The organism is Nocardia elegans NBRC 108235 (assembly GCF_001612845.1).
Classification (GTDB): Bacteria; Actinomycetota; Actinomycetes; order Mycobacteriales; family Mycobacteriaceae; genus Nocardia; species Nocardia nova.
Map to the genome: position 1 here is coordinate 36,726 of NZ_BDBF01000001.1, position 25,213 is coordinate 61,938.

Here is a 25,213-nt window from a genome sequence, read left to right on the forward strand (position 1 = left end):
GAACAGATGTCGCAGAGCCGTTGGATGACTCGCGGAGCGCTCGCCGTCGGTGCGGCGCTGGCCGTCGTGCTGGTCGCCGGATGTGGTGGCGAAAGCACGGGTTCGGCCGGACCCGAGAAATCCGGCGCCTCGGCGACCTCGACGGCCGCGCGTCCCAGCGGTTCGGCCGGTGTCACCGCCAAGCCGGGACAGACCAATCCCGTCCAGGTTCCCGACCCGGTCGCACAGAAGCTGTGCGACGCCATCTCGCCGCAGCTGTCGGACTGGCGGGTGCAGGGCCCGACGCTGGGCAAGGTGGCGCTGAACATCACGGTGCACCAGTGGGCCGCGGAGAACGGCGGCATCAACCTGGCGGTGCTCGGCGACAAGGCCGTGGTGGACCGGATCACCACCAAGACCTGCTCGGATGTTCGCACGCAGGCGCTGCAGGCGCTGGAACTGCCCGATCTCGCCTCGGGAATCGCCTTCTGATGCGCACCCTCTACCCGCCGCTGGAGCCCTACCGTGAGGGCATGCTCGACGTGGGCGACGGTCAGCACATCTACTGGGAGGAGTCGGGCAACCCCGACGGCAAGCCGGTGGTGTTCCTGCACGGCGGCCCGGGTGGCGGCACCGATCCGATGCACCGGCAGTTCTTCGATCCCGCCGCCTACCGGATCGTGCTGTTCGACCAGCGCGGGTGCGGGCGTTCGACCCCGCATGTGGCCGACGGGGCGAGTCTGGAGGTCAACACCACCTGGCATCTGGTGGCCGATATCGAGCGGCTGCGCACCCATCTGGGGATCGAGCGCTGGCAGGTCTTCGGCGGGTCCTGGGGTTCGACGCTAGCGCTGGCCTACGCCCAGACCCACCCCGAGCGCGTGACAGAGATGGTGCTGCGCGGCGTTTTCCTGTTGCGGCGCAAGGAAATCGACTGGTACTACAACGGCGCCGCCGGGTTCGTCTATCCCGACGAATGGGAGAAGTACCTGGCACCGATCCCGGACGACGAGCGCGACGGGGATATGGTGGCGGCCTATCACCGGCTGCTGCACTCCCCCGATCAGGACGTGGCGACCGCCGCCGCGGTCGCGTGGTCCAGCTGGGAGGGCGCGACGAGTTCGCTACTGCCACAACCGGAACGGGTCGCCGAATCCGCCGAACCCCGCTTCGCCCTGGCCTTCGCCCGCATCGAGAACCACTACTTCGTGCACGGCGGATTCCTGGAAGAGAACCAGCTGCTGCGCGATATCGACCGGATCGCGCATATCCCCGCGGTCATCGTGCAGGGCCGCCACGATATCGTCTGCCCGGCGGTCAGCGCCTGGGATCTGCATCGGGCCTGGCCCGGTTCGCGGCTGCATCTGGTGACCGATGCCGGTCATGCCGCGGCCGAGCCGGGGACCACCCATCATCTGATCGAGGCCACCGACGAATTCCGGGATCGGCGATGAGCGGCGCAGCCGGTCCCGCCGTCGTCGCCGCGCTCGGTGAGGACGTGGACCGGCTGCTGTCGGCGGAACCGAAGGTCCGTGCCGACGAATCGGATTCGGTGCACCAGATGCGGGTCGCCACCCGTCGGCTGCGGTCGGTGCTGCGGTCGTATCGGAAGATGTTCCACCGCAGCGAGATCGATGCCATCCGCGACGAATTGCGGTGGCTGGCAGGGCTGCTCGGCATCGCCCGCGACGCCGAGGTGCGCGCCGACCGGTTCGCCGCGCTGCTGGACGAATATCCCGATGTGCAGCGGCATCTCGGGCGGCGGCTGGTGAGCGCGGAGCGCGCGGCCTACACCGACGCCCACCGAACCGTGCTGCGGGAGCTCGACGGTGAGCGTTACGCCCTGCTGCGTGCGCGAGTGGTCGGCCTGCGCACCGATCCGCCGCTGCGCCGCAAACGCGCTCGCCGCGATGCCGACCGCGTGTTCACGGCCGCGGTGCGCGCGGACCTGCGCCGGCTGAAGGACCGGGTCGACGCGGAACGAGCCGTCGAGGACACCGATCGGGTCGATGCGCTGCACGATATCCGCAAGGCCGCCAAGCGTTTACGCTACAGCGCCGAAGCCGCCACCGATATCCTCGACGGCCCCGCCGAGGACCTGGCCCGGCGCGCGAAGAAGGTGCAGGGCGTCCTGGGCGACCACCGTGACGCCATCGAGGCGCTGGCCACCATCACCGCCCGCGCCGAAATCGTGCGCGGCCGCGGCGACGATACGACGCCCTACGAGTTGCTGTGCGCCGCCGAGGTCGAAGCCGCGCGCACCGCCCTCGACCAGTACCCGTCCCTCATCGAATTCCTGAACTACGACTACCTGTCCTGATCGGGCTTGACCTTCACGTATACGTCAACGCCTACGGTCGCCCCATGACCTCCACGACCGCGACCACCCGCTCGATCCACCTGGCCGCTCGCCCGGCCGGGTTCCCCGAACTCACCGATTTCCGCATGGTCGAGCATCCGATGCCGTCCACTGAGGCCGGCCGGCTGCTGATCCGAAATCTCTTCATGTCGATAGACCCCGGCAGTCTCATGCGAATCGGCGCCTATCCCGGAATCCCGATGCCGCCGTTCGCGATCGGTGAGGTGCTGTCCGGCGACGCGATCGGCGAGGTGATCGAATCCGGCGATCCGACCGTGCCGGAGGGCGCGCTGGTCCTGCACCGGCTCGGCTGGCGCGAACACGCCCTCGCCGACGCGCGGACGGTACGCATGGTGGATCCGGATGCCTATCCCTCGCCGTCCGGATATCTGGGCTTCGGTCTGGTCGCCTACGTCGGTCTGACCGTGGTCGCCGGCCTCAGCGCCGGCGATACCGTCTTCGTCTCCAGCGCCGCCGGTGCGACCGGGAGCCTGGCCGGGCAGATCGCGCGACTGCTCGGCGCCGGTCGCGTCGTCGGCAGCGTCGGCTCACCGCGTAAGGCCTCCTACATCGTCGACGAACTCGGCTACGACGCCGCCGTCGACTACCACGACGAACCCTTCGTCGATCGGCTTCGAGTCGCGGCGCCCGGGGGCGTGGACGTGTACTTCGACAATGTCGGCGGAACCCAATTGCGTGCGGCGATCGAGGTGATGAACGTCGGCGGACGCATCGCGCTCTGCGGAGCTCTGGCCAGGCAGCGCGCGGGCGGCGAGCCGGACGCGGGACCGGGTGATCTGCTGGCGGTGATCGGCAAGCGATTGACATTGCGCGGATTCACCACGCTCGATCACCTGGATCTGGCCCCGGAATTCGGCCGGAAGCTGCGGGAATGGACGGCGGCGGGAGACATCGTACGCACCGAAACCGTCGTCGAAGGCCTCGAGAACGCGCCGGGTGCACTGCTGGATGCGGTGCGGGGGCGCTACACCGGGAAGGTTGTGGTGCGGCTGGCGCGTTGAGCACGAGGGTGAGACGGCGGAGAGGATACGCGGCATGTTGATCGGCGAACTGGCGGCCCGCACCGGAGTCACTACTCGGGCGCTGCGCTTCTACGAGGACCAGGGACTACTCACCTCCGGGCGCACCGCCGCGGGATACCGGGAATACGAGGAGGAGGCGGTGGCCCGGGTACGCAACATACGGGAATTGCTTCAACTCGGATTCACCGTCGAGGACGTGCGTGCCTTCGCTCCCTATCTGGACCGGGAGCTTCCCGACGTCTTTCCCTACGAGCCACGCTGCGCCTCGGGATATGCAGTGGTCGGAGCGCCACGGGTGGCGGAGCTGAACGAGCGCATCGCCCGGCTGACACGCCTTCGGGATCAGTTGGTGAGCCGGATGCCGTGGCTCGATCCGGAGCACGTTTCCGGCCAGCAAGGGGTCAGTCCACCGGGAAGCTGAAGCCGACCACGCGTTTATCCGGGTCCGCGATGTCCAGGCGCACTCGCACCCGCCGGCCTTCGGGCGGTGACCCGGCGCATTTGGCGAGTACCGGCGGATCGGCGACGAAGATCTCGGCGGATCGGTTGCCGTTGCCCTCGCGGATGACCACCGCCTCGAAAACGTCGCCGAGACGTGGTGCGAGCACGGTGGATTCGGTGAGGTCGATGCACGCGCGTTCGAGTTTGCCACCGACCGCGTCGCTGCGCCGCATCGCGTCGGCGGCGGCGCCGAGCCCGGCGCGAACCCACTGCGGCACCGGGGTGCCCGCGCAGCGAGCCAGGCAGATTTCGGTCGCGTAGCGGTCGGCGAGACGGCGCAGCGGCGCCGTCACGTGTGCGTAGGCGGCGCCGATGCCGCTGTGCTGCAACACATCCGGCGCTTGACCGTCGAGCACGGTGTAGGACGCGCCGCGCAGGAGGCTGGTCGCCTCCGAGTTCAGCACCAGCGCGGCGGGGGTGTTGGGATCGAGTCCGGCCAGCATCCGGCCCACCGGCATACCCGCCGGCCAGCGCACCCCGAGCGCGGCGGCGGTACGGCGCATGGACGCGATCGCCGAGGCCGGTGGCGCCGGCATGGTGCGCAGCAATCCGATACGGGTATCGGAATCGGTGTCGGCCAACATGATTCGGGCCGCACAGATGCCCGTGAGCAGCGAGACCTGTTCGTTCCAGTCGTCGGCGGCGGTGCGCGGCTCGACCGCCAACTGCCAGTGTTCGGTGTCGTGGTCGCGTCCGTCGGGGATCACCGATTGCGCGGGCAGCCGCAGTTCGATCGCGCCGCGGGCCAGCCCGGCCTCGATCCGCAGACGGCCGAATTCCGGCAGTGCGGCGATCGAGGGATGCAGGCGGCCGGCGTCGGCATCGGCCTGGACGCCGGGATAGTCGAGGCGGGCGCGGGAACGAACCAGGGCGCGCCGCACCGAAAAGCGTCGCGGCTCGGCCTTGTCGTCGCAGTCGATCGTCCAGAGCGCGGCGGGACGAACCGCGCCGGGCAGCAGACTCGCCGACCCTTCCGAGAGCACCGGCGGATGCAACGGCACGGTGCCGTCGGGCAGATAGAAGCTTTGGCCCCGGGCGAGAGATTCCCGCGCGAGCGCCCCGGCGGGCGCGACCACCGCGCCCACATCGGCGATGGCGTAGTGCAGCAGGAATCCGGTCGGGGTGCGTTCGAGATGCAGCGCCTGGTCGAGATCCATGGCGCCGGGTGGGTCGATCGTCACGAACGGGATGTCGGTGCGATCGGCCCGGACGCCCGCGAACGCATCGGCTGCGTCGCGGGCCTCCGAGACCGCCTCGGACGGATATTCCGAGGCGAGTCCGAATTCGGATCGCACGGCACCGAAATTCACCGGTGCCGAGACGATCCTGGGATGCAGTTCCACGCGGGGCGCTGAACCTTACTTGAGCGCCAGCATGGTGCCGTTCAGCTGATCGAACGGGCCGTACACAGTGAAGACGACGCGGCCGTCGGGGTACTGCGACGACAGGGTCGCCGCGGCATCGAGAGCCTGGCCGAACGAGGCGGCCGACGGGTGCGGCAGCACCGCGATCGACTGGCCGACGTGGGTCTGGTGGACCCACTGGGTGTCACCGGGGCTGAGGTCCACCTGGACGCCACCCGGCAGCGGAGTGACCGCGACCGCGGACGCCGATCCCGCGCCCAGCACCGCCACACCCGACGCAGCTGCGGCGATCAATGCACCGGCCGCCAACTTGCGAACTACTCGCATATATACAGAACCTGCTTTCCGACACTCGTAGCACCCATAGCCGCTGCCACCCCCGGCAGCGACACTTCCAACGGCCAACACTGTATGACGTCGGTCACGGTTCCGGCCACTCCGGGGCGGTTCGTCGCGCAGGACACGCCGGGACCACCCGATTCACCCACATTTGCCGAGAATGCGCCCGCCGCCCGGACCGGGCTGCGACCGGGGCGCGGACCGCGCGAAGCTTCGGTGCCTGCGATTTCGCGACCGGCCACCACGACGGCGGCGACACGGTTCCGGTGAGTGCAACGGGGGTCGACGAATCGTTTCGAGCGCGAATGCCGACGGCCCGCGACCCGGATCATTCCGGAAAGAAATATCACACCATTCAGAGCGAACGGATATCACTCCGAGGAGTCGGACCTACGTCCAGATCACGCTACCGTACGTCGAATCCCCCCGTCGAGTCCGTTTTCCGCTGGGCCTGCGACTGTCCGAGCGCGCTGTTACTGTTGCCGATGGTGACAGGCCACGGCGTACCCACGGATTCGGGGGTCCGTGCAGTAACGAGAGTGCGCCGCGCGGCGAGAGTCGTCGAGTAATAGTTCCTCGAGTACAAGGAGTTCCACACCGCATGTCGTCCATCGTCTTCGACTACCTGCTGCCTCTCGTCGGTCCGGAGCAGGCGGCCTACTGGGCCCAGATTCTGGTGATCAACCCCGCCGGCTGATCACCGCGCGACCGCACCCGGTGCCGGCGGTTCGCCGCGGGCACCGCATGCGGTCGCAAGGCCCGGCTTCGACGACGATCCGACACAGGAGGCCTCCACCATGACCACCGATCACGTCTGGTTCATCACCGGCACCAGCAGCGGCTTCGGCCGCGCGATCGCGGAGGCGGTGCTGGCCGACGGCGGCAGCGTGGTCGCCACCGCGCGCAAAACCGAATCCCTTGCCGAACTTCGAGATCGCGCTCCGGAGCGGGTGCTCGTCGCACAGCTGGACGTCACCGACCCGGCGTCGATCACCGCGGCGGTCGAGGAGGCGCGAGTTCGGTTCGGCCGCATCGACGTTCTGGTCAACAACGCCGGTTACGGACTGCGCGGCGCGCTCGAGGAATGCGACGACGAGCAACTGCGCGCACTGATGGAAACCAATGTCTGGGGCCTGATCTCGGTCACGAAGGCGGTACTGCCGCTCATGCGGGCCCAGCGCAGCGGGCATATCGTGCAGCTGTCCTCGGTCGGCGGCGTGCGCGCCCGTCTCGGTGGAACCCCTTACGCACTCAGCAAATTCGCGGTCGAGGGACTCTCGGAGGGATTGTCGTACGAGGTCGCGCCGTTCGGCATCAAGGTCACGATCGTGGAGCCGGGACCGTTCCGCACCGACTTCGCCGGGCGATCCATCCAGTGGGCCGAATCGATGCCCGAATACGCACCGGTCTTCGCCGAGGAACGCGAGCGCTTCCAGGCCCAGGACGGCGCCCAGCCCGGCGATCCGGCCCGCGCCGCCGCGGCCGTGCTGCGCGCGGTCGCCATGGACGAGCCGCCCTTGCGGCTGCCGCTCGGCCCGGAGGCATTCGCCGGCATCCGCGCCACCCTGACCCAGCGCCTCGCCGATCTGGACGAGCTCGAACCCTGGGCCGCCGACACCGGCTTCCGCTGACCACTATCCTCGCCTCGACCGCCGGAGGACCCGACATGCTGTCCGCGGAAGACCACTTCGCGATCACCGATCTGATCAATCTGCACGGCCACCTGACCGACAACGGCGATTTCGACGGCTGGCCCGCCCTGTTCGCCGAGGACGTCGTCTACGACGTCAGCGCCATGGGCGGCGGCGTCCTGGTCGGAATCCCCGCGTGCCGCGACGCCGCGCTGGCGATGGGCGACAACAACCCCGTCGCCCACCACGTCACGAACATCGTCATCAACGAGGTCGCCGACGGCACCGTCCGCGCCCTGTCCAAGGGTTTCGGCGTCATGACCGACGGTACGGTCGGCAGCGCCACCTACGAGGACACCATCCAGCGCATCGGTGCCGGCTGGAAGATCACCCACCGCATCGTGCGCCCGCGGCGGAAACCGCTGCACCCCTGATCCGGCGCCCTTCCGCTGATCACGGAACCGGCCAATATTGCTCCGAAGTTGCCGGCGAGGGCGATCATGGAGACATGAACGCGGAACCGCTACCGCACACCCCCGCCCTGCGACGAATGCTGGACGACGCCTCGGCGATCGCGCGCCGGGCGGGCCATACCGCCCTCGGCACCGAACACCTCGTCCTGGCCGGCCTGCAGGACCCGAATTCCACTGTCGCCCAGGCCTTTCACCGCGCGGGCGCCAATCTGGCGGCGATCTCGGACGCCTTGCACGAAACCCTCCGCAACGGGCCGTACCCGAACCCGACCGAACATCCGGACAACGGCGAGGGCTGCGCGCGCTAGCCGGGTGCGGTCGGTCAGCGCAGTGAGATTTCGTCGCCGACCGTGAACTCGGTGACCCGCGCTTCCCGGAGCATCGCCCCCTGCTCGTCGGACACGCCCGCGCCGCGGAAAGCATCCAGCGCCGCGCGGTCGCTCCACCGTTCCAGGATGTTGATGCGACCGGTGTCGATCAGGTCGGCCGACAGGGCGAAATCAAGGCATCCGGGAGTCTTCCGCGCCGCGCTCACCACCTCGACGCAGGTCGCCAGATAACGGTCCCGATCGGCCGGGTCCACCCGCAGGTAGCCGGTGACGATGATCTGCCGAGGCATGGCATCCATGCGGCCAGGGTCTCATGCCGCGAACCCCGAAGGGGACGAGTCGGTCTGTAAGCCGGATCCTGTTCCCGATTCGCACCGGGCGGCGACCATCCATCTGGGTGCACCGTCACCGGGCACCTCGAGCAGTCAACCCGCAGGCTCGGGCGAGCAGCCCTCGGGCACCTGCGCAGCCGCACTCGCGAGAATGCGGCCTTCGACCTTGCTCCGGGCGGGGTTTACCGAGCCGCCCCGGTCACCCGGGGCGCTGGTGCGCTCTTACCGCACCGTTTCACCCTTACCGGCGGGCCTCCGGAGAGACCGCCGGCGGTCTGTTTTCTGTGGCACTGTCCCGCGGGTCACCCCGGGTTGCCGTTAACAACCGCCCTGCTCTGTGGAGTCCGGACTTTCCTCGGCGACGGGCGGCGGCACCACCGTGCCCGTTCCCGTCGACGCGGTCGCCCGACCGACTCGTCGCGAACCATTGTGCCGTGCGAGCGGCGCCGAGCGCACATCGGGCCGCGACCGGCATCCGGGCTCGGCCGGGAATCGGCAGCGGCCGTCCCGCGGCGCGCCCTCGGACGGGGCGTGGCGCGGTACCGGAGGTTACGCATACAGTGAAGCCGCATTCGCCGTGGAGCGCGTCCCCACAGCGAACCGACGGCACAGAAGGGCAGCGCACATGGGGTTCGGCGACTTCCAGAACGAGATCTACTTCCAGGGGCTGCGCGGTGTCGTACCGGAGTACCCGGTCGCGTTCGCCGAACTCGAACAGCGCGCGCAGGCCGCCATGCCGCCCTCGATCTGGTCGTATGTGGCCGGCGGCGCGGGCGACGAGCGCACCCAGCGCGCCAACGTCGCCGCCTTCGACCGCTGGGGGCTCATCCCCCGCATGTTCGTCGGCGCGAAGGAGCGCGACCTGTCGGTCGATCTGTTCGGAATGACGCTTCCCGCACCACTTTTCATGGCTCCGGTCGGCGTGATCGGCCTGTGCGCCCAGGACGGCCACGGCGATCTGGCGACCGCCCGCGCCGCCGCCCGCACCGGTGTGCCGATGGTCGCCTCGACCCTCACCGTCGATCCGCTCGAGGATGTCGCCGCCGAATTCGGTGACACCCCGGGCTTTTTCCAGCTCTACACTCCCACCGACCGCGATCTCGCGGCCAGCTTGGTGCACCGCGCGGAGCAGGCCGGGTACAAGGGCATCGTCGTCACCCTCGACACCTGGATCACCGGCTGGCGGCCGCGCGACCTGTCCACCGGTAACTTCCCGCAGTTGCGCGGACACTGCCTCGCCAACTACTTCACCGATCCGGTCTTCCTCTCCGGTCTGCAGCGCTCACCGGAGGAGGATCCGATGAGTGCGGTGCTGCGGTGGGTGCAACTGTTCGGCAACCCGCTGCGCTGGGAGGATCTGGCCTGGCTGCGTTCGCTCACGGATCTGCCTGTGATCGTCAAGGGAATCTGCCATCCCGACGATGTGCGCCGGGCCCGCGACGGTGGCGTGGACGGAATCTACTGCTCGAATCACGGTGGGCGCCAAGCCAATGGCGGACTGCCCGCGCTCGACATGTTGCCCGAGGTCGTCGCCGCGGCCGAGGGTCTGCCGGTGCTGTTCGACTCCGGAATCCGCAGCGGCGCAGACGTCGTCAAGGCGCTCGCGCTCGGCGCCACCGCGGTCGGAGTGGGCCGGCCCTACGCCTACGGCCTGGCGCTCGGCGGGGTGGACGGAATCGTGCACGTCCTGCGTAGTCTGCTGGCGGAGGCGGACCTGATCATGGCGGTCGACGGCTATCCGGCACTGAAGGATCTGACTCGCGAATGTTTGCGTTCCGTCCACCCGTAATCGTGCCCTGAGCGGGGATCCACGTCTGCGGCCGGGCGCGCGACCCAGTACGGTATTCGCCCATGGAGCGTGTCGAGGTGGGGTTCGGTTCGGGAAGCGAACAGTGTGCAGCGTGGCTCTATCTTCCGGACGGCCCGCCCAAACCGCGTCCGCTGGTCATCATGGGGCACGGGCTGGGCGCGAACCGGGAAATGGGTCTGGATCGCTACGCACGCCGGTTCGCTGCGGCCGGAATGGGCGTGCTGGTCTTCGATTACCGGCATTTCGGGGCCAGCGGTGGTGAACCGCGCCAGCTGATCAACATCGCCCGCCAGCGCGACGACTGGCGCGCCGCGATCGCCTTCGCCCGCACCCTCAAGGGCTTCGACGCGACCCGAATCGCGTTGTGGGGCAGCTCCTTCGGCGGCGGACACGTGCTGTCCATCGCACACGAGGACGACTATCTGGCCGCGGTCGTGGCACAGTGCCCCTTTACCAGCGGCTGGTCCTCGGCGCTGGCGAAGGGGCCGATCAGCCTCGCCAAGACCGGCACCCTCGCGCTCATCGACATCCTGGTGGGCCCGATCCGCCGCACGCCGGTGGGCGTGCGACTGGCCGGGCGCAAGCGTTCGGCGGCATTGATGAGCGCCTCCGACGTGCCCGAGGGTTTCGGCCGCCTCGCCGAGGAGAGCGAGCACTACCAGCCGAAAGTCGCTGCCCGCGTAGGTATGTCGGTGCTGTTCGATTCACCGTGGCGACGCACCAAGGGCATCAAGGTGCCGGTGCTGTACGCGGTGTGCGACAACGATTCGGTCGCGCCGGTGGGTCCGACGCTCAAGGCCGCCGAACGCACCAAACACGGCATCGTGAAGCGATACCCGATCGGGCACTTCGACATCTACTTCGACGACTGGTTCGAGAAGGCCGTCTACGACCAGACCGAGTTCCTGGTGTCGGTCCTGCGTCCCTGACCGTCACGACCGGCGTTCAGAGATACGAGGTGTCGTTGACCAGCCGCACCGACGATCCGCCGTCGGGATAGAACTCGGCGATCGACAGCGACGCCAGATCCAGATGCAGCCGATACAGCAGCGACGGGCCGACTTCCAGGGCCAATTGCAGCAGCGTCTTGATCGGCGTCACGTGGCTGACCACGACGACGTTCTGTCCCGGATACAGCGCGAGCAGATCGCGACGCGCCGCCTCGACACGTTCGCGCACCTGGGCGAAGCTCTCCCCGCCCGGGGCGGGCAGCGACGGATCACCGAGCCAGCGCTGATGCAGGTCCGGATCCCGTTGTGCCGCTTCGGTGAACGTCAGGCCTTCCCATTCGCCGAAATCGGTTTCGGTCAGCGCGTCCAGAACCCGCACCGGGACGTCGAGGGCCTGGGCCGCGGCCTGCGCGGTTTCGCGGGCCCTGCCCAGCGGCGAGGTGACGACCGCCGCGATATCCCCCTTCGCGGCGAGATATTTCGCGGCGCGGGCGGCCTGTTCCCGGCCGAGTGCGGTGAGGTCCGGATTGCCGCGGCCGGAATACCGTCGCTCCACGGACAATTCGGTCTGGCCATGACGCAGCAGCAACAGCCGGGTCGGCCGCCCGCGGGCGCCGGTCCAGCCCGGACCGGTTGTCGCCGGGGCCGTCTCCTGCACGACCGGATCCTCGTGCGCGGCACGGGCGCCGGCCGCTTCGTCGATCCAGCTCGGCAGCTCCGCCTCGACGCCGCGCGCCGACACCGATTCCTGCGCAGCCGATTCCGGTTCGGCCACGCTGTCGATCACCGGGCGCTCGGTATCGGCTTCGCGCACCTCCGCGACCACCACCGCATCGTCCATGGCCTCGTTGGCGAGCCGATCGGCATGCGAATTCTGCTCGCGCGGAATCCATTGGAAGCCCACCCGATCGAAGCCCGCGACCAGCTGCCGGGCTCGTTCGGCGAGCGGAATCATGGCCGCGTGCTTGACCTTCCAGCGTCCCGACATCTGCTCGACGACGAGTTTGGAATCCATCCGCACCTCGACGGCGCGCGCGCCCAGTTCCGCCGCGGCCGCCAAGCCCGCGATGAGACCGCGGTATTCGGCGACGTTGTTCGTGGTGACGCCGAGGTATTCGCGACGTTCGGCGAGGATCGTGGCGTGGTCGGAATCCCAGATCACCGCGCCGTACCCGGCCGGGCCGGGATTGCCTCGCGAACCGCCGTCGGCCTCCACGATCACGCTGCGTACCGTCATCGCCGGCCCGTCACAATCCGGATTGCTTGGTGCGCACCAGGATCGCACCGCATTCGGGGCAGCGGACCACGACCTGCGGATCGGTCTTGGCGATCCGGGCGATCTCACCGCGGTCGAGTTCGATGCGGCAGGCGCCGCACCGGCGAGCCTGCAACAGCGCCGCGCCGACACCGTGCTGGGCGCGCTGCTTGTCGTAGATCGCGAGCAGTTCGTCCGGGAATCCGGCGAGCAGCTGTTCACGGTCGGCGTCGCAACGCTGCGCGGCCACATCCAGGTCGGCGACCGCGTCGTCGCGCCGGCTCTGCGCGAGAGTCAGATCCTCCTCGGCGCGCGAGAGGTTGGCGCCCGCGTGCTGGTGATCGGCCTCGGCGGCCTCGCGCCGCTCCATCACCTCGAGCAGTTCGTCCTCCAGCACCCCGCGCCGGCGTTCCAGGCTGCCCAGTTCGTGCTGCAACTCCGAGAGCTGCTTGGCGCCGACGTTGCCACCCTCGAGCATGCCGCGGTCGCGCGCCTCGCGTTTGCGCACGGCGTCGATCTCGCCCTCGAGTTTGCGAATGTCGCGGTCGAGATCGTCGAGCTGGATCTCGACCTTGACCGCCGCATCCTTGCGATCGGTGCGTTCGGCTTCCAGCCGCTGCACTTCCTGCTGTTCGGGCAGCACCTTGCGGCGATGCGCGATCCGCGTCAACTCGGCGTCGACGGCCGCGAGGTCGAGCAGTTTGGCCTGGATCGGTGGTTCGACATTCAACGCGGGACGTACTCCTCGACACTATGGACGGTTGCGGTGCGACGGGCAGCGGGTGCGCGACGCCGGTGCTCAACCGTACTCTGCCTGCGGCCGGTTTCGCCCCAACCCCGCGCGGCCCGCCCGCGACCACCGGATACGCGGTCGAGACCTGATGCCCCGTGCCCCGGGCGCCGGTTCGCCGGCACCCGAACAACTCGAGTGCGGCGCCGCCGCGACTGTGACACTCTGATCGGATGGCCGAACATCGCTATCGCGTGGATGTGGTGTGGACCGGCGCCACCACCGACTACCGCTCGTATTCGCGCAATCACGAGGTCCTCGCCGAAGGGCGGCCGCCCCTGCCGGGATCGGCGGACCCGGTCGTCGGACGGGGCGACGCGACGCGCTGGAATCCCGAACAGCTCCTGGTCGCCTCGCTCTCGGAATGCCACATGCTCTGGTATCTGCATCTGTGCGTCGAGGCCGGAATCGTCGTGATCGACTATCTCGACGAGGCCGAAGGCGTGATGAACGACCAGCGCTTCGAACATGTCACCCTGCGCCCCCGCGTCACCATCACCGATGCCGCTCGGGTCGAGCAGGCGCGCGCACTCCACCCGGAGGCGCACAAGCGCTGCTTCATCGCCAACTCGGTCAATTTCCCCGTCGACCACGAGCCGGACATCCGGACGGAGTGAATTCGCGCCCGTCCACGGTCGCGGGAGAACGCCCGGGCCGGCCTCGCGCCGCTCGTCCCTGTGCCGCCCGAAAGTGACACAGCCGGCCGGCTCGCCACCGAACCGACCCTGCGCGACGGCCGCTCACGTCAGTCGTCGGCGGCGCCGAGAGTCCACGGGTCGGTGCGGAGCGTGCTGACCCGGGTTTGCACGCCCGGAAGCGCTTCCCGCACAACACCTTCCGCTTGGGCGCACCAGGGGAGTTCGCTGGCCCAATGGGCGACGTCGACGAGTGCGGGACCGCCCGCGCGCAGATGTTCATCGGCGGGATGGTGGCGCAGGTCGGCGGTGACGTAGGCGTCGACGCCAAGCTTCGCGACCGTGCCGAGGAAGGAATCGCCCGCGCCGCCGCAGACCGCGACGGTGCGGATTACCCGGTCGGGATCGCCGGCGGCCCGCACACCCCACGCGGTGCCGGGCAGGGCGGCGCGCACGCGAGCGGTGAAGGCGCGCAACGTCTCCGGTTCCGACAGGGTGCCGATGCGTCCCAGACCTTGTCCCGACGGCAGCGCCGCGCGTTCGGTGACGTCGAAGGCCGGTTCCTCGTAGGGGTGGGCGGCACGCAGCGCGGCCAGCACCGCGGGGCGGGCCGACGGCGGCGCCACCACCTCGACGCGGTCCTCCTCGACGAACTCGAGGTCGCCGACCTGACCGATCGCCGGATTCGCCCCCGCCATCGGCCGGAACTGACCGGTTCCCGGTACCCGCCAGCCGCATTCGCGATAGAACCCGGCGCCCCCCGCGCCCGCCTCGAACATCGCCGCCAGCACCGCATCGGTGTGGGCGCGCGGGATGAACACCACCCAGGTGTCCACCGGCGCCGCCGATTTCTGCTCCAGCGGCCCGGTCACCGTCAACCCGAGCGTGTGGGCGAGGGCATCGGACACTCCGGGATCGGCCGAATCGGCGTTGGTGTGGGCGGTGAACAGCGCACAGTCGTTGCGGATCAGCCGATGCAGCAGCGCGCCCTTCGGCGTACTCGCGGCCACGGTGTCGACGCCGCGCAGCAGCAGCGGATGGTGCACGACCAAAGCCTGTGCGCCCCAATCGATCGCCTCGTCGACGACGGCGGCGGTGGCGTCCACCGCGAACAGCACCCGAGATACCGAGGCAGCGGGATCACCGCACACCAGCCCCACCGAATCCCAGGACTCCGCCAGCCGGGGCGGATACGCGTCGTCGAGTACTCGGATCAAGTCCTTCAGCGTCACAACAGAATTCGTCGCTGTCACCACCGCACCTCCACCGTTTCGCCGTTCCGGTCATTATCCACTCCGATGCCGCCTGCCGGGCCGGACCGCGCCGCGCGCCCCCGAGCGCGAATCCTCACAAGCCGACGGCCTCGATCGCGGCGACCAAACGATCGACAGCGTCGCTGTCGCGGACCGCCAGGCGTAAGAATTCACCGTCGAGCCCCGGGAAGGTGTCACCCCGCCGGACACCGATATCTCTGTCCGCCAGATGTTTCCGCAGCAACTCACCGTCGGGCACGCGGATCAGCAGGAAAGGACCCCCGGCCGGTTCGTGCACGTCGATGCCGAGGGCGCGCAGGCGGGGAATCATCGCCTCTCGCTCGGCCACGATCCGGATCGCGCTCGCCTCGGCTTCGGCGATCGCGTGCGCTTCGCAGGTCGCCGCGATCGCCTCGAGCTGCAACGTGCCGAGCGGCCAATGGGGGCGACCGTGGTTCAACCGGATCAGTAGTTCGGGCGGACCCAGCAGATAACCGCAGCGCAACCCGGCCAGCGCCCACGTCTTGGTGAGGCTGCGCAAAACCAGAACGTCCGGATAAGACTGTCCCGCAAGTGTTTCCGGCTCACCGGGCACCGCATCGGCGAAGGCCTCGTCGACCACCACGATGCGACCGGGCCGGCGCAGCGATTCGATCACCGCGCGAGGATGCAGCACCGAGGTGGGATTGGTCGGATTGCCGAGGACCACCAGATCGGCATCCTCGGGGACCCGCGCCCCGGCAAGCTCGTAGGGCGGTGCCAGCACCACCCGGGTGACCGGAACATCGGCCTCGCGCAGAGCGAGTTCCGGTTCGGTGAACGACGGATGGATGACGGCCGCCAGCCGCGATGCCAGGCGCGGCAACAGCGCGAATCCCTCCGCGGCCCCGGCGAGCAGCAGCACCTCCTCGGGCGCGCGGCCGTGCCGTGCCGCCACGATCGCGCGCACCGCGTCGGCCTCGGCCTCGGACGGGTACCGCCCCAGCTCGGGCAGTCGCGCGGCCAGCCGCCGCAGCAACCACTCGGGTGGCGCCTCGCCCCGCACATTCACCGCGAAGTCGAGCATCCCCGGCAGCACATCGCGGTCCCCGTGATGCCGCAACGCCGAACGGTCGACCTGCACACCACCGAACCCAGCACCACCGAACCCAGCACCGCCGGACTCCGCATCGGTCGATCGGGAACCGCCGACTTCGGGACCCCCGGGCGCCCGCACGCCGTCGATGCCCCCGTCGGTGCCCACGGCGAAACCCACACGCGTCGCATCCGCCTCGGCTGCTCCGCGCGGACGCGTATCGCTCGGGCGGCTCGGGCCTGCGTGCGACCGCGTGCCGGCGGTCGTGGGGGTGTCCTCGGGCACAGCCACCTACCCTACGTGGCCGCCGCCCGCACCGACCGGCCACAATGGGTGCGTGGGCGAGCTGCACGTGACCTTCATCTGCACCGGCAATATCTGCCGGTCGCCGATGGCCGAGAAGATCTTCGCCGCGCATCTGGAACGCGCCGGACTGGCCGATCGGGTGCGCGTGAGCAGCGCCGGCACCACCGCCTGGCACGTCGGCTCGGACGCCGACCCGCGCACCACGGCTCTGCTCACCCGCCACGGATATCCGATCGGGCACGTCGCGGCCATGATCGGCCCCGATCATCTCGATGCCGATCTGCTGGTCGCCCTGGATTCCAACCACGATCGCGAACTGACCCGGTTGCGGATTCCCGAAGCGCGCCGGCGACTGCTGCGCAGCTTCGATCCCGCCGCCGACGATCACGACGTCCCCGACCCCTACTACGGCGACGACACCGATTTCGAGCTCGTGCGCGAGCAGATCGAGGCAGCCGTTCCCGCGCTGCTGGCCTGGGTGCGCGAACAACTCGGCGAACCCGCGACGACCGGACCGCGGCAATGAACATTCTGCGCCGGCTCACCTTCCTCCTGCGGCCCAGCTGGGCGATTCTGGCGGTCGTCGTGGTCGCGTTCGCCTACCTGTGTTTCACCGTGCTCGCGCCCTGGCAGCTCGGCAAGAACACCTCGACGTCCCATCGCAACAACCTGATCGCGGCCTCGGTCAACGCCGACCCGGTCCCGGCGAAGAACCTGCTGAACACGGGCGAAGGCACGCCACCGGCCGGGACCAATCCGGCCGACACCGAATGGCGGCGGGTGGTCGCGACCGGTAGTTACGTGCCGAATTCGATGGTGGTCGAGCGATTGCAGCGGCTCAACGATCAGCCCGCCTACGGGGTACTGGCCGCCTTCCGGCTCGACGACGGCCGGGTCGTGCTGGTCGATCGCGGCCTGATCGCGGCGGTGAACGGTTCGGATCTGCCGGTGATCGCGGAGCCGCCGTCGGGTCAGCAGCACATCGAGGGACGGGTCCGGAAATCCGAGGGCGCCGTCCCCGGCAAGGATCCGATGGTCCGTGACGGCCTCCGCCAGGTGTACTCGGTCGACACCGCTCAGCTCGCCACGGTTCTGGGCACGCCGCTGACCGGCTTCGCCACCGGTGAGCACGGCGGCTATCTGCAATTGGACGCCGGCCAGCCCGGCGCCTTCACCCCCGAGTCACTCCCCCAGCTCGACGCCGGCCCGTATCTCTCGTACGGGCTGCAGTGGATCGCGTTCGGTGTGATGGCCCCGCTCGGCCTCGGCTACTTCGTCTATGCCGAAATCCGCGAACGCCGCCGCGACCGTGCCGCTGCCGAGTCGGCGACGGCCACCCCGAGTGAGCAGGTCCCGGCCATGAGCACGGCCGGATCACCGGCTGCCGAATCAGCCGAAGGCGCGAGCACCGCCGCGGCCTCCGCCCCATCGGACCCGGCTCCGAAGGCCCAGCCTGAGACCGCCTCCGCACCGGACGAACCATCGGCCGCGCCGAAACCACGCACCACCGCGGACCGCCTCGCCGACCGCTACGGCAACGCCCGCAGCTGACCGGATCCCGCAGAATCGGACCGCTTCACAACTGGCTCGATCGACCTATTTGGCTATAGGTTAATATAGTTAGATCTCTACGAGCGGAGAACGGGATGAACGCCATCCGGCAGGCCTACGACACCGTGCAGCGATCGTGGACCCGGCAGCAGTGGGATGCCTGGGCGGCGACCTGCGCCCCCGATTACGCATTCGACACCGGCACCGGCCTGCGACTGGATCTCGCGGGGACCTTGGACTGGAGCCGCGCCTGGTTCAGGGCTTTCCCGGATTACGCCGAGGACATTCGCGCGGTGCATCCGGCACCGAACTCGGCGGTCGCCGAATTGGTCGGCCGCGCAACCTCGGTGGACGACTTCGTCGTCGCCGGAGCGACACTGCTCCCGGCGACCGGCCGGCGGTTCGAGATCGCCTACGCCAAGGTCCTGGTCTTCGACACCGACTTCAAGGTGGTCGAGGACCGGCAATACCTGGACACCGCCGCTCTACTCCGGCAACTCGGCGCGAGCTGATCGGCGGCGCCCGAGCGCGTAGGCGGTCACGGCCGCCACCACCGCGGCCGTCAGCTGCACTCCGTTCGACAACCGCACCGCCCGGCGCAGATCGGGTACCCGCGGGGTCCGCCCGTCGCCCAGCACCGGACGCATCTCGGTCCCGTGGCGATACTCGGTCCGACCGCCCAGCGCGACACCCAACGCTCCGGCCATCGTGGCCTCGGCGACTCCCGCATTGGGGCTCGGGTGCGCCCCGGCGTCGCGGCGCCACGCGCGCCACGCATCGCCGGGCCGCCCGCCCACCAGCGGCGCGAGCATCACGGTGAGGACCCCGCTCACCCGCGCGGGCAGCAGATTCGCCAGATCGTCGACGCGCGCGGCGGCCCAGCCGAAGTTGGTGTAGCGCTCGTTGCGATAGCCGACCATCGCGTCGAGCGTGTTGATCGCGCGGTAGCCGAGCAGCCCCGGCACTCCCGCGACCGCACCCCACACCAGCGGCGCGACGGTGGCGTCGGAGGTGTTCTCGGCAATGGATTCGACTGCGGCACGGGCCAATCCGTCGGCATCGAGCGCTTCGGGATCGCGTCCGCACAGCGAGGGCAGCACCTCCCGCGCACCGGTCAACTCCCCCGCATCCAGCCGATCCGCCATCTCGCGTCCGGTCCGGGCGAGCGTGGTGCCGCCGAGCGCGATCCACGTGCCGACCGCAGTGATCACGATGGTGCCGAGCCCCGCGTGACGACCGGGGCGCCCCTGCACCACCGCTGCGGGGGCACCGGCGCACCCACCTCGCCCGCCGCCGGCCACGCCGCCGCGCCGATTCCGCCGCGCCGACACCACCACGCCGCGCCCATCTCCCGATGGCCGGGCAGCGATCTCCGCGCCCGCACTCAGCGCGACGACACCACCCACCAACACGAGTTCGTGCACGACCCCGGCGGTACGCGCATCGCGATATCCGGCCGATTCCACCGCGGCGGCCGCCGCCCCGAACAGCGCCACCGGATGTCCCCGCCGCGGATCACCCAGAATCCGATCCGCCGCGAATCCGATCAGCAGTCCCGCGGCCCGCGCCGTTCCATATCGCACCGGGCGAGACTATCGGCCCCCTCCGGCACCCCGATGTCACACTCGACCCGGCGGCATCGTCACCATGAGGAGGCACCCGCGCGGCGGGCGCGCGCGGCGAGACGAGGATGGCAGCTGTGACGACCGGACACGACGATATCGACCAGACCGAACTGGCACGCCGATTCGAGGAGCATCGCCAGTATCTGCGCCGCGTGGCCTACAGCACGCTGGGCAGCCTCAGCGATGCCGACGACGTCGTGCAGGAGGCGTGGTTGCGACTGCAACGCTGGTACGAAACCCGTTCTCCCGGTGAGCGAATCGACAATCTGCGCGCCTGGCTGACCACCGTCACCGGCCGCCTCGCGCTGGATCAGCTGGGTTCGGCCCGGGCGCGCCGCGAACAGTACGTCGGCGAGTGGCTGCCGGAGCCGGAGGTCACCAGCTGGGACGACCCGGCCGACCGTATCTCGCAGGACGAGCGCGTCACCACCGCCCTGCTGGTGGTCCTCGAATCGCTCTCGCCCGCCGAACGCACCGCCTTCGTGCTGCAGGACATCTTCGGCATGACCGGTCCCGAGGTCGCCGACGTGGTGGGCCGCACCCCCGCCGCCGTCCGCCAGCTCGCCTCCCGCGCCCGCAAGCACGTCGAGGACGGCACCCCGCGCTTCCCGGCCTCCCGCGACGAACACGAGAAGGTGGTTTCGGCCTTCTCCGCGGCCTGGCGGTCGGGCGATCTGAGCGGCCTGCTCGGTGTGCTCGACGAGAACGTCACCCTGACCGCCGACGGTGGCGGACGGGTGCCCGCGATCCGGCAGCCGGTGCAGGGCGCCGAGCTGGTGGCCAAGCTGTACTTCGGCTGGTACCGCGCCGGAACCGGGGCCTGGGCGCGCATGGTTCAGGTCAACGGTCTGCCGGGCCTCATGGTCTTCGACGGCAACCATCTGGGGATCATGGCCTTCACCGTCGAACAGGACCGCATCACCTCGATCGCGATCGTCCGCAATCCGGAGAAGCTGCACGATCTGCCCGAGGGCGAACCGGATTGGACGATGTGAGAGTTCGCTCGGCGCGGCCCGTCACCGGCACGCCTGCCACCCCGCCCCGTGACCGACCCCGAGTAGGCCGTGCGCCCGGGCCACCTCCGGTGAGTACAGCTGTCCCGCATCGGCATTGAGCCCGGCCTCGAGGCCCGGGTCGGCACGGCAGGCCGCCCGCCAGCCGAGATCGGCGATGGTTCGCACATACGGCAGGGTGGCGTTGGTCAACGCGACGGTGGCGGTGTGCGGGACCGCGCCGGGCATGTTCGCGACACAGTAGAACAGCGAATTCGCCACGGGGAAGGTCGGTTCGGCGTGCGTGGTGGGATGGGAGCTCTGGAAACAACCGCCCTGATCGATGGCGATATCGACCAGCACCGTCCCCGGCCGCATCCGCTCCACCAGCGTGTCCGGGACCAGTTGCGGCGCTCGCGCTCCCGGCACCAGCACCGAACCGATCACCAGATCCGCGGCGACGACCGCCCGGTCGATGTCGGCCGCGTTCGAGGCGAGAGGAGTGACCCGGCCGGCGAATCGGATGTCGAGTTCACGCAATCGCACCGGATTGGTGTCGAGCACGATCACCCGCGCACCCATCCCCACCGCGACCGTCGCCGCACTCGTTCCCGCTACCCCGCCGCCGATCACCACCACTTCCGCCGGCCGCACCCCCGGCACGCCGCCCAGCAACACTCCCGCGCCACCTTCGGGCGCCATCAGGTGGTAGGCGCCGACCTGGGGTGCGAGTTTGCCGGCGATCTCGCTCATCGGCGTCAGCAGCGGCAGTGATCCGTCGGGTCCGCGCACGGTTTCGTAGGCGATCGCGGTGATGCCGGAGGCCAGCACGGCGTCGGTGCACTCCCGGGAGGCCGCCAGGTGCAGAAAGGTGAACAGCACCTGCCCGGGATGCATGCGCGAATATTCGGGCGCGATCGGCTCTTTCACCTTCAACACCAGTTCCGCCCCGTCCCACACCGCGTCGGCGCTTGCGGCGATGTCCGCCCCGGCGGCGACGTAATCGGCGTCGGTGAATCCGGACCCGAGTCCGGCGCCGGATTCGATCAGCACCCGATGACCGTGCCGGGTGAGTTCGACGGCGCCGGCCGGGGCGAGGGCGACCCGGCTCTCCTGCGGTTTGATCTCGCGCGGAACCCCGATTCTCATACCGCCATCGTGGCCCTGATCCGGGCGCGGTGCCATGATCAAGTCGCGGCGATTCACAGAACCGCAACCAATCGGCAATCGATCCGCGCCCGGCAACCCGGCATCGGCGTCACACGGTGATCGACTCGCCCAGCGGCGGGATCCGCAGCTGCTTCTCGCGCCCGCCGTAGCCGAAGGTGCGCCGCAGGTGATCGAGTGTCTCGGTGAAGTGCGCCCAGCCCTCGGCGTGTACCGGCACCACGACCGCCTCGCCGAGTACCTGCGCCGCGGCCAGCGCCGTGCGCGCATTGAGCGTGACGTCGCTGTCCTCGAACCGGCCGACGTTCGCGGCGCCGACGTTGAGCAGGGCGATATCGATGCGGCCGAATTTCGCCACGATGCGCTCGACGTAGTCGACGGAGGCGTTGTCACCGGAGATGTAGACCGTCGGCAGGTCCTCGGCCTGCAGGACGAAGCCGGTGACCGTGCCGCTCAGCGCCTCCGCGCCCTCCGGCCCGTGCAGCGCCGGCACCGCGGTGACGGTGACGGCGCCGATGCGCACCGACTCCCACACCGTCAGTCCCCGAACTCCTTCCAGGCGCCCGGCCGCTTCCGGCGTGGACAACACCGTCTCGACGCCGGCCATGACGTCGCGGCCCGCCGGATCGAGGTTGTCGGGATGCTGATCGTGCGACAGCAGCACCACGTCCACCGGGCCCACGCGATCCGCGGCGACCGCCGGTCCGGTCAATTTATGCAGGGTGAGCACGCCGGAGGAGTAGTCGCCGGGTTCGTCGAAGGTCGGATCGGTCAGCCAGACCAGCCCGCCGTAGTTCAGCCGGACGGTGGGGCCGCCGATGTGCAGGAGTTCGACCGTGGTGGAGAGCGTGTTCGTCATGAGCAACAGCTTGTCCCGATCCGGCACGCTCGAACAGTGGCCCGCAGGCCATGCTTCGATAATATCGGGCCATGCATGTGGTCGCGGTGGTCGCCTTCGACGGAATCAGCCCTTTTCACCTGTCCGTCCCCGGCATGGTGTTCGGGCGCATCGGCACCAGCGTGCAGCACAGCGCGCCCTACCGGGTGCTCACCTGCGCGGAAGTTCCCGGAATCCTCGGCACCCCCGGCGATTTCGACCTCGTCGTACGTCACGGCCCCGAGGCGATCGACAGCGCGGAGACCGTGGTGATTCCCAGCTGGAACCCGGAACTTCCCGTGCCCGAGGCCATTTCGTCGGCCCTATGGCGCGCACACGAACGCGGCGCCCGCATCGTCGGGCTGTGCCGCGGCTCCTGGGTGGTCGCCGCCACCGGTTTGGCCGACGGGCGTGAAGTCACCACGCACTGGGGTCTGGCCCCGGCCCTGGCCCGCGCGTTTCCCGCGGTGAACGTGCGCGCGGATCGGCTGTGGACCGACCTCGGCGATGTGGTGACCTCCGCGGGAGTGGCTGCGGCACTGGACTGTTGCCTGCACCTGGTGCGCGCCGACCACGGCGCCCGCGCCGCGACCGAACTCGCGCGCACGCTCGTACTGGCCCCCTACCGCGCCGGGTCGCAGGCACAGTACATCCCGCTCGCGGTACCCGACGCCACCGACGACGACCCCATCGAACACGCGATGGTCTGGGCGCGCACACATGTGGACCAGCCCATCGACCTGGATCGCTGGGCCCGCACCGCGCTGATGTCGCGGCGCACCTTCACCCGCCGCTTCCGCGAACGCACCGGATCCAGCCCGCAGCGCTGGCTGCTCGACCAGCGCATCGACCGCGCTCGGCTGCTGCTGGAATCCACCGACGACACGATGGACCGCATCGCCGCCGAGACCGGCCTGGGCACGGCGATGAATCTGCGCCACCATTTCCATCGCGCGCTCGGGCTGCCACCGGCCGCACATCGCGCCCAGTTCCGGGCCAGCTATGTTGACCTGCATGATGATCAAGCTGGGTGAGCACGAGCCGCAGATCGACGACACCGCATGGGTGGCGCCGACGGCCACGGTGATCGGCCGGGTGCGGCTCGGTGAACAGGTCAGCATCTGGTACGGCGCGGTGATCCGCGGCGATCTGGAGGACATCAGCATCGGCGCCGGCACCAACATCCAGGACGGCTGCGTACTGCACGCCGATCCGGGATACGAACTGCAGGTCGGCAGCGGAGTGTCGGTGGGCCACAACGCGATTCTGCACGGCTGCACGGTCGGCGACGACGTGCTGGTCGGCATGGGCGCGACCGTGCTCAACGGCGCTGTGATCGGCGAGGGCAGCCTCATCGCCGCCAACGCCCTGATTCCCGAGGGCATGAAGATTCCGCCCGGCTCCCTGGTCGCGGGCGTACCGGGCAAGGTGCGGCGCGAACTCGGCGATGCCGAACGCGATCGCATCAAGCTCAACGCCGCGGTCTATCTGCACAATATGAGCACTCACCGCGACGCCGGCACCCAGCTGTGAGACGGGCCACACTGGTCAAGCGTCCAGGTTGATCTCTTGGTAGCATCGTCGCAGCATGTTCGCGGTCCGCGGCAGCGAATCATCGCCCCGGGCGGCGTACTGCGACGTGGGTATGCAGGAGGTTAGACGGTGTCGTACGAGCAGTCCGGTATGCACCGACCCAAGGGGCGGATCAGTGTGGCCGATATCGCGGCCCAACCCGGTGGCATCGAGGCGCTACAGCGCCGAGTCCACGAATTACGGTGCAACGGAAGCGATTTCGCCGCGAACGCGATCGAGCAGGAAATGGCCGCATTCAATCTGCGCTGAGCGCGGACGGCGTGAGCCAGGTCGGGGACGTCGGTGACGGTCCGGCGCGATGAGATAATGATCGTCAGCCTTCCGCATCGACGCGGTCATTCGCCGACTCGACTGGAGACCCCATGCCCCCTGTTCCGTCCATCCTGGCCCGCATCCTCGAGAAGCCCCGCTCCGACGGTGAGCAGCTGCTCGAGAGTGCCCTGTCGGCCTTCCTGGACTTCGGGATCAAGCGGACCAGCATGGGTGAGATCGCGCGCCGCGCCGGCATCAGCCCCGCGACGCTGTATCGCCGCTTCGAATCGAAGAACGATCTCGTCGAGGCGGTGAGCGTGCGCGAGGCGCAGCGCTTCGTCGCCGATATCGAACAGCGGGTCGGCAGCATCACCGACAACGAGGATCAGCTGGTGGAGATCTTCGTCGTCTTCATCACCGCGCTGGCGCACAACGAGCTGCTGCAACGACTGCTGCGCACCGAACCCGAGCTGATCCTGCCGCGCTTGACCACCGACGCCGGTCCGATCCTCGCGGTCGGCCGCGCCTACCTGGGCGACAAGCTGCGCGGTTTGCAGAAGGCCAACGCCGAACTGGATTTCGATGCCGACCTCGTCGCCGAGATCATGGCCCGGCTGGCGCAGTCCCTGGCGTTGACTCCCGACGGGCTGATTCCGCTCTCGGACGCGGAGGCTGCCCGCGCCTTCGCCCGGCGGACGTTGCTGCCGATGGTCGGGGGCCACACCGCCTGAC

The 25,213-nt window shown here is 69.4% G+C and carries 29 protein-coding genes and 1 other RNA gene; 19 read left to right on the forward strand and 11 right to left on the reverse strand.

The window, feature by feature from the left end:
* Positions 1-24 precede the first annotated feature (24 nt).
* The 5 genes from NE2_RS36150 to NE2_RS00175 are packed head-to-tail and all read left to right on the forward strand — an operon-like array spanning position 25 to position 3,802.
* Complete coding sequence (locus NE2_RS36150; protein WP_233429592.1) at positions 25-471, forward strand: hypothetical protein; 447 nt, start codon at positions 25-27, stop codon at positions 469-471.
* Entirely contained in the window at positions 471-1,433 is a 963-nt protein-coding gene (gene pip, locus NE2_RS00160) for a prolyl aminopeptidase (protein WP_063022747.1), read from the forward strand. The genes NE2_RS36150 and pip overlap by 1 nt, the downstream gene beginning before the upstream one ends.
* The gene (locus tag NE2_RS00165) at positions 1,430-2,299 is read left to right on the forward strand and encodes a CHAD domain-containing protein (RefSeq protein ID WP_063022749.1); all 870 of its coding nucleotides are present in this window, start codon (positions 1,430-1,432) and stop codon (positions 2,297-2,299) included. The genes pip and NE2_RS00165 overlap by 4 nt, the downstream gene beginning before the upstream one ends.
* A gap of 44 nt (positions 2,300-2,343) precedes the next feature.
* Positions 2,344-3,360: an NADP-dependent oxidoreductase gene (locus NE2_RS00170; protein ID WP_063022751.1), complete on the forward strand. Its 1,017-nt coding sequence runs from the start codon at positions 2,344-2,346 to the stop codon at positions 3,358-3,360.
* A 34-nt stretch (positions 3,361-3,394) separates the two neighbouring features.
* Positions 3,395-3,802 (forward strand): MerR family transcriptional regulator, encoded by a 408-nt coding sequence (locus NE2_RS00175; RefSeq protein ID WP_063022753.1) that lies wholly within the window; start codon positions 3,395-3,397, stop codon positions 3,800-3,802.
* Here the strand turns inward: NE2_RS00175 and NE2_RS00180 are convergent.
* Both NE2_RS00180 and NE2_RS00185 read right to left on the reverse strand, forming a co-directional pair.
* A complete protein-coding gene (locus NE2_RS00180) occupies positions 3,783-5,225 on the reverse strand; it encodes an RNB domain-containing ribonuclease (RefSeq protein WP_084493654.1) in 1,443 nt (480 codons plus the stop codon). The two genes, NE2_RS00175 and NE2_RS00180, sit on opposite strands and share 20 nt — an antisense overlap.
* 15 nt (positions 5,226-5,240) lie before the next feature.
* Positions 5,241-5,573, reverse strand: coding sequence for a hypothetical protein (locus NE2_RS00185; RefSeq protein WP_062963048.1), 333 nt, complete (start codon positions 5,571-5,573; stop codon positions 5,241-5,243).
* A gap of 809 nt (positions 5,574-6,382) precedes the next feature.
* Between NE2_RS00185 and NE2_RS00190 the strand changes: the two genes are divergently transcribed.
* The 3 genes from NE2_RS00190 (at position 6,383) to NE2_RS00200 (ending at position 7,997) form a co-directional block, all read left to right on the forward strand.
* The gene (locus NE2_RS00190; protein ID WP_063022755.1) at positions 6,383-7,216 is read left to right on the forward strand and encodes an oxidoreductase; all 834 of its coding nucleotides are present in this window, start codon (positions 6,383-6,385) and stop codon (positions 7,214-7,216) included.
* Positions 7,217-7,251: 35 nt separating this feature from the next.
* Positions 7,252-7,650 (forward strand): nuclear transport factor 2 family protein, encoded by a 399-nt coding sequence (locus NE2_RS00195; protein ID WP_030515360.1) that lies wholly within the window; start codon positions 7,252-7,254, stop codon positions 7,648-7,650.
* Positions 7,651-7,724: 74 nt separating this feature from the next.
* Positions 7,725-7,997: a Clp protease N-terminal domain-containing protein gene (locus NE2_RS00200; protein WP_063022757.1), complete on the forward strand. Its 273-nt coding sequence runs from the start codon at positions 7,725-7,727 to the stop codon at positions 7,995-7,997.
* Between the two features lie 14 nt (positions 7,998-8,011).
* Here the strand turns inward: NE2_RS00200 and NE2_RS00205 are convergent, their stop codons facing one another.
* Both NE2_RS00205 and rnpB read right to left on the reverse strand, forming a co-directional pair.
* A complete protein-coding gene (locus NE2_RS00205; RefSeq protein ID WP_228816300.1) occupies positions 8,012-8,317 on the reverse strand; it encodes a putative quinol monooxygenase in 306 nt (101 codons plus the stop codon).
* Positions 8,318-8,349: 32 nt separating this feature from the next.
* Positions 8,350-8,767: RNase P RNA component class A (gene rnpB / locus NE2_RS00210), an RNA gene on the reverse strand.
* Positions 8,768-8,975: 208 nt separating this feature from the next.
* Here rnpB and NE2_RS00215 point away from each other — a divergent pair.
* Positions 8,976-10,139 (forward strand): lactate 2-monooxygenase, encoded by a 1,164-nt coding sequence (locus NE2_RS00215; RefSeq protein WP_063022759.1) that lies wholly within the window; start codon positions 8,976-8,978, stop codon positions 10,137-10,139.
* 62 nt (positions 10,140-10,201) lie between these two features.
* Positions 10,202-11,089: an alpha/beta hydrolase gene (locus NE2_RS00220; protein ID WP_063022761.1), complete on the forward strand. Its 888-nt coding sequence runs from the start codon at positions 10,202-10,204 to the stop codon at positions 11,087-11,089.
* 16 nt (positions 11,090-11,105) lie between these two features.
* On the opposite strand, the gene NE2_RS00225 is transcribed toward NE2_RS00220, so the two are convergent.
* Positions 11,106-12,347, reverse strand: a complete 1,242-nt coding sequence (locus tag NE2_RS00225) for a bifunctional RNase H/acid phosphatase (protein ID WP_063022763.1) — start codon at positions 12,345-12,347, stop codon at positions 11,106-11,108.
* 10 nt (positions 12,348-12,357) lie between these two features.
* Positions 12,358-13,095 (reverse strand): zinc ribbon domain-containing protein, encoded by a 738-nt coding sequence (locus NE2_RS00230; protein WP_030515366.1) that lies wholly within the window; start codon positions 13,093-13,095, stop codon positions 12,358-12,360.
* Positions 13,096-13,328: 233 nt separating this feature from the next.
* On the opposite strand from NE2_RS00230, the gene NE2_RS00235 reads away from it, so the two are divergent.
* Positions 13,329-13,772 carry an OsmC family protein gene (locus tag NE2_RS00235; RefSeq protein WP_063022765.1) on the forward strand — a complete coding sequence of 148 codons (444 nt, stop codon included), beginning with the start codon at positions 13,329-13,331 and terminating at the stop codon, positions 13,770-13,772.
* A gap of 128 nt (positions 13,773-13,900) precedes the next feature.
* Here NE2_RS00235 and NE2_RS00240 read toward each other — a convergent pair whose 3' ends face one another.
* Both NE2_RS00240 and cobC read right to left on the reverse strand, forming a co-directional pair.
* Positions 13,901-15,043, reverse strand: coding sequence for a Nif3-like dinuclear metal center hexameric protein (locus NE2_RS00240; RefSeq protein WP_063023262.1), 1,143 nt, complete (start codon positions 15,041-15,043; stop codon positions 13,901-13,903).
* A 94-nt stretch (positions 15,044-15,137) separates the two neighbouring features.
* Positions 15,138-16,166 (reverse strand): Rv2231c family histidinol phosphate aminotransferase CobC, encoded by a 1,029-nt coding sequence (gene cobC / locus NE2_RS00245; RefSeq protein WP_063023264.1) that lies wholly within the window; start codon positions 16,164-16,166, stop codon positions 15,138-15,140.
* 289 nt (positions 16,167-16,455) lie between these two features.
* On the opposite strand from cobC, the gene NE2_RS36810 reads away from it, so the two are divergent.
* The 3 genes from NE2_RS36810 to NE2_RS00260 all read left to right on the forward strand — a co-directional run bounded on the left by NE2_RS36810 (position 16,456) and on the right by NE2_RS00260 (position 18,487).
* Positions 16,456-16,950 (forward strand): low molecular weight protein-tyrosine-phosphatase, encoded by a 495-nt coding sequence (locus NE2_RS36810; protein WP_255407291.1) that lies wholly within the window; start codon positions 16,456-16,458, stop codon positions 16,948-16,950.
* A gap of 5 nt (positions 16,951-16,955) precedes the next feature.
* Entirely contained in the window at positions 16,956-17,975 is a 1,020-nt protein-coding gene (locus NE2_RS00255; protein ID WP_063023266.1) for an SURF1 family cytochrome oxidase biogenesis protein, read from the forward strand.
* Between the two features lie 95 nt (positions 17,976-18,070).
* Positions 18,071-18,487, forward strand: a complete 417-nt coding sequence (locus NE2_RS00260) for an ester cyclase (protein WP_063022767.1) — start codon at positions 18,071-18,073, stop codon at positions 18,485-18,487.
* Here the strand turns inward: NE2_RS00260 and NE2_RS00265 are convergent.
* Entirely contained in the window at positions 18,461-19,558 is a 1,098-nt protein-coding gene (locus NE2_RS00265; protein ID WP_063022769.1) for a cobalamin biosynthesis protein, read from the reverse strand. The genes NE2_RS00260 and NE2_RS00265 overlap by 27 nt on opposite strands.
* Positions 19,559-19,674: 116 nt before the next feature.
* On the opposite strand from NE2_RS00265, the gene sigJ reads away from it, so the two are divergent.
* The gene (sigJ, locus tag NE2_RS00270; RefSeq protein WP_373862190.1) at positions 19,675-20,595 is read left to right on the forward strand and encodes an RNA polymerase sigma factor SigJ; all 921 of its coding nucleotides are present in this window, start codon (positions 19,675-19,677) and stop codon (positions 20,593-20,595) included.
* A gap of 21 nt (positions 20,596-20,616) precedes the next feature.
* Here the strand turns inward: sigJ and ald are convergent, their stop codons facing one another.
* Positions 20,617-21,741, reverse strand: coding sequence for an alanine dehydrogenase (gene ald / locus NE2_RS00275; protein ID WP_063023268.1), 1,125 nt, complete (start codon positions 21,739-21,741; stop codon positions 20,617-20,619).
* A 109-nt stretch (positions 21,742-21,850) separates the two neighbouring features.
* Entirely contained in the window at positions 21,851-22,618 is a 768-nt protein-coding gene (locus NE2_RS00280) for an MBL fold metallo-hydrolase (RefSeq protein ID WP_063023270.1), read from the reverse strand.
* Positions 22,619-22,689: 71 nt separating this feature from the next.
* Between NE2_RS00280 and NE2_RS00285 the strand changes: the two genes are divergently transcribed.
* From NE2_RS00285 to NE2_RS00300, 4 genes are all read left to right on the forward strand, one after another.
* A complete protein-coding gene (locus NE2_RS00285; protein ID WP_063022772.1) occupies positions 22,690-23,670 on the forward strand; it encodes a GlxA family transcriptional regulator in 981 nt (326 codons plus the stop codon).
* Positions 23,651-24,169: a gamma carbonic anhydrase family protein gene (locus NE2_RS00290; RefSeq protein WP_063022774.1), complete on the forward strand. Its 519-nt coding sequence runs from the start codon at positions 23,651-23,653 to the stop codon at positions 24,167-24,169. Before NE2_RS00285 ends, NE2_RS00290 begins: the two co-directional genes overlap by 20 nt.
* A gap of 129 nt (positions 24,170-24,298) precedes the next feature.
* Positions 24,299-24,478, forward strand: a complete 180-nt coding sequence (locus NE2_RS00295; RefSeq protein ID WP_030515378.1) for a hypothetical protein — start codon at positions 24,299-24,301, stop codon at positions 24,476-24,478.
* 113 nt (positions 24,479-24,591) lie between these two features.
* Positions 24,592-25,212 (forward strand): TetR/AcrR family transcriptional regulator, encoded by a 621-nt coding sequence (locus NE2_RS00300; protein WP_030515379.1) that lies wholly within the window; start codon positions 24,592-24,594, stop codon positions 25,210-25,212.
* The last annotated feature ends 1 nt before the right edge of the window (position 25,213 follow it).

What these genes read in the sequence shown, in the direction of transcription:
- NE2_RS00205 (WP_228816300.1), bottom strand. Translation starts at nt 8,317, where the DNA reads ATGGATGCCATGCCTCGGCAGATCATCGTCACCGGCTACCTGCGGGTG.
- NE2_RS00290 (WP_063022774.1), top strand. Translation starts at nt 23,651, where the DNA reads ATGATGATCAAGCTGGGTGAGCACGAGCCGCAGATCGACGACACCGCA.
- NE2_RS36150 (WP_233429592.1), top strand. Translation starts at nt 25, where the DNA reads ATGACTCGCGGAGCGCTCGCCGTCGGTGCGGCGCTGGCCGTCGTGCTG.
- NE2_RS00280 (WP_063023270.1), bottom strand. Translation starts at nt 22,618, where the DNA reads ATGACGAACACGCTCTCCACCACGGTCGAACTCCTGCACATCGGCGGC.
- NE2_RS00220 (WP_063022761.1), top strand. Translation starts at nt 10,202, where the DNA reads ATGGAGCGTGTCGAGGTGGGGTTCGGTTCGGGAAGCGAACAGTGTGCA.
- NE2_RS00175 (WP_063022753.1), top strand. Translation starts at nt 3,395, where the DNA reads ATGTTGATCGGCGAACTGGCGGCCCGCACCGGAGTCACTACTCGGGCG.
- NE2_RS00170 (WP_063022751.1), top strand. Translation starts at nt 2,344, where the DNA reads ATGACCTCCACGACCGCGACCACCCGCTCGATCCACCTGGCCGCTCGC.
- NE2_RS00215 (WP_063022759.1), top strand. Translation starts at nt 8,976, where the DNA reads ATGGGGTTCGGCGACTTCCAGAACGAGATCTACTTCCAGGGGCTGCGC.
- NE2_RS00300 (WP_030515379.1), top strand. Translation starts at nt 24,592, where the DNA reads ATGCCCCCTGTTCCGTCCATCCTGGCCCGCATCCTCGAGAAGCCCCGC.
- NE2_RS00260 (WP_063022767.1), top strand. Translation starts at nt 18,071, where the DNA reads ATGAACGCCATCCGGCAGGCCTACGACACCGTGCAGCGATCGTGGACC.
- ald (WP_063023268.1), bottom strand. Translation starts at nt 21,741, where the DNA reads ATGAGAATCGGGGTTCCGCGCGAGATCAAACCGCAGGAGAGCCGGGTC.
- NE2_RS00185 (WP_062963048.1), bottom strand. Translation starts at nt 5,573, where the DNA reads ATGCGAGTAGTTCGCAAGTTGGCGGCCGGTGCATTGATCGCCGCAGCT.
- NE2_RS00225 (WP_063022763.1), bottom strand. Translation starts at nt 12,347, where the DNA reads ATGACGGTACGCAGCGTGATCGTGGAGGCCGACGGCGGTTCGCGAGGC.
- NE2_RS00285 (WP_063022772.1), top strand. Translation starts at nt 22,690, where the DNA reads ATGCATGTGGTCGCGGTGGTCGCCTTCGACGGAATCAGCCCTTTTCAC.
- NE2_RS00195 (WP_030515360.1), top strand. Translation starts at nt 7,252, where the DNA reads ATGCTGTCCGCGGAAGACCACTTCGCGATCACCGATCTGATCAATCTG.
- NE2_RS00190 (WP_063022755.1), top strand. Translation starts at nt 6,383, where the DNA reads ATGACCACCGATCACGTCTGGTTCATCACCGGCACCAGCAGCGGCTTC.
- NE2_RS00165 (WP_063022749.1), top strand. Translation starts at nt 1,430, where the DNA reads ATGAGCGGCGCAGCCGGTCCCGCCGTCGTCGCCGCGCTCGGTGAGGAC.
- NE2_RS00200 (WP_063022757.1), top strand. Translation starts at nt 7,725, where the DNA reads ATGAACGCGGAACCGCTACCGCACACCCCCGCCCTGCGACGAATGCTG.
- pip (WP_063022747.1), top strand. Translation starts at nt 471, where the DNA reads ATGCGCACCCTCTACCCGCCGCTGGAGCCCTACCGTGAGGGCATGCTC.
- NE2_RS00235 (WP_063022765.1), top strand. Translation starts at nt 13,329, where the DNA reads ATGGCCGAACATCGCTATCGCGTGGATGTGGTGTGGACCGGCGCCACC.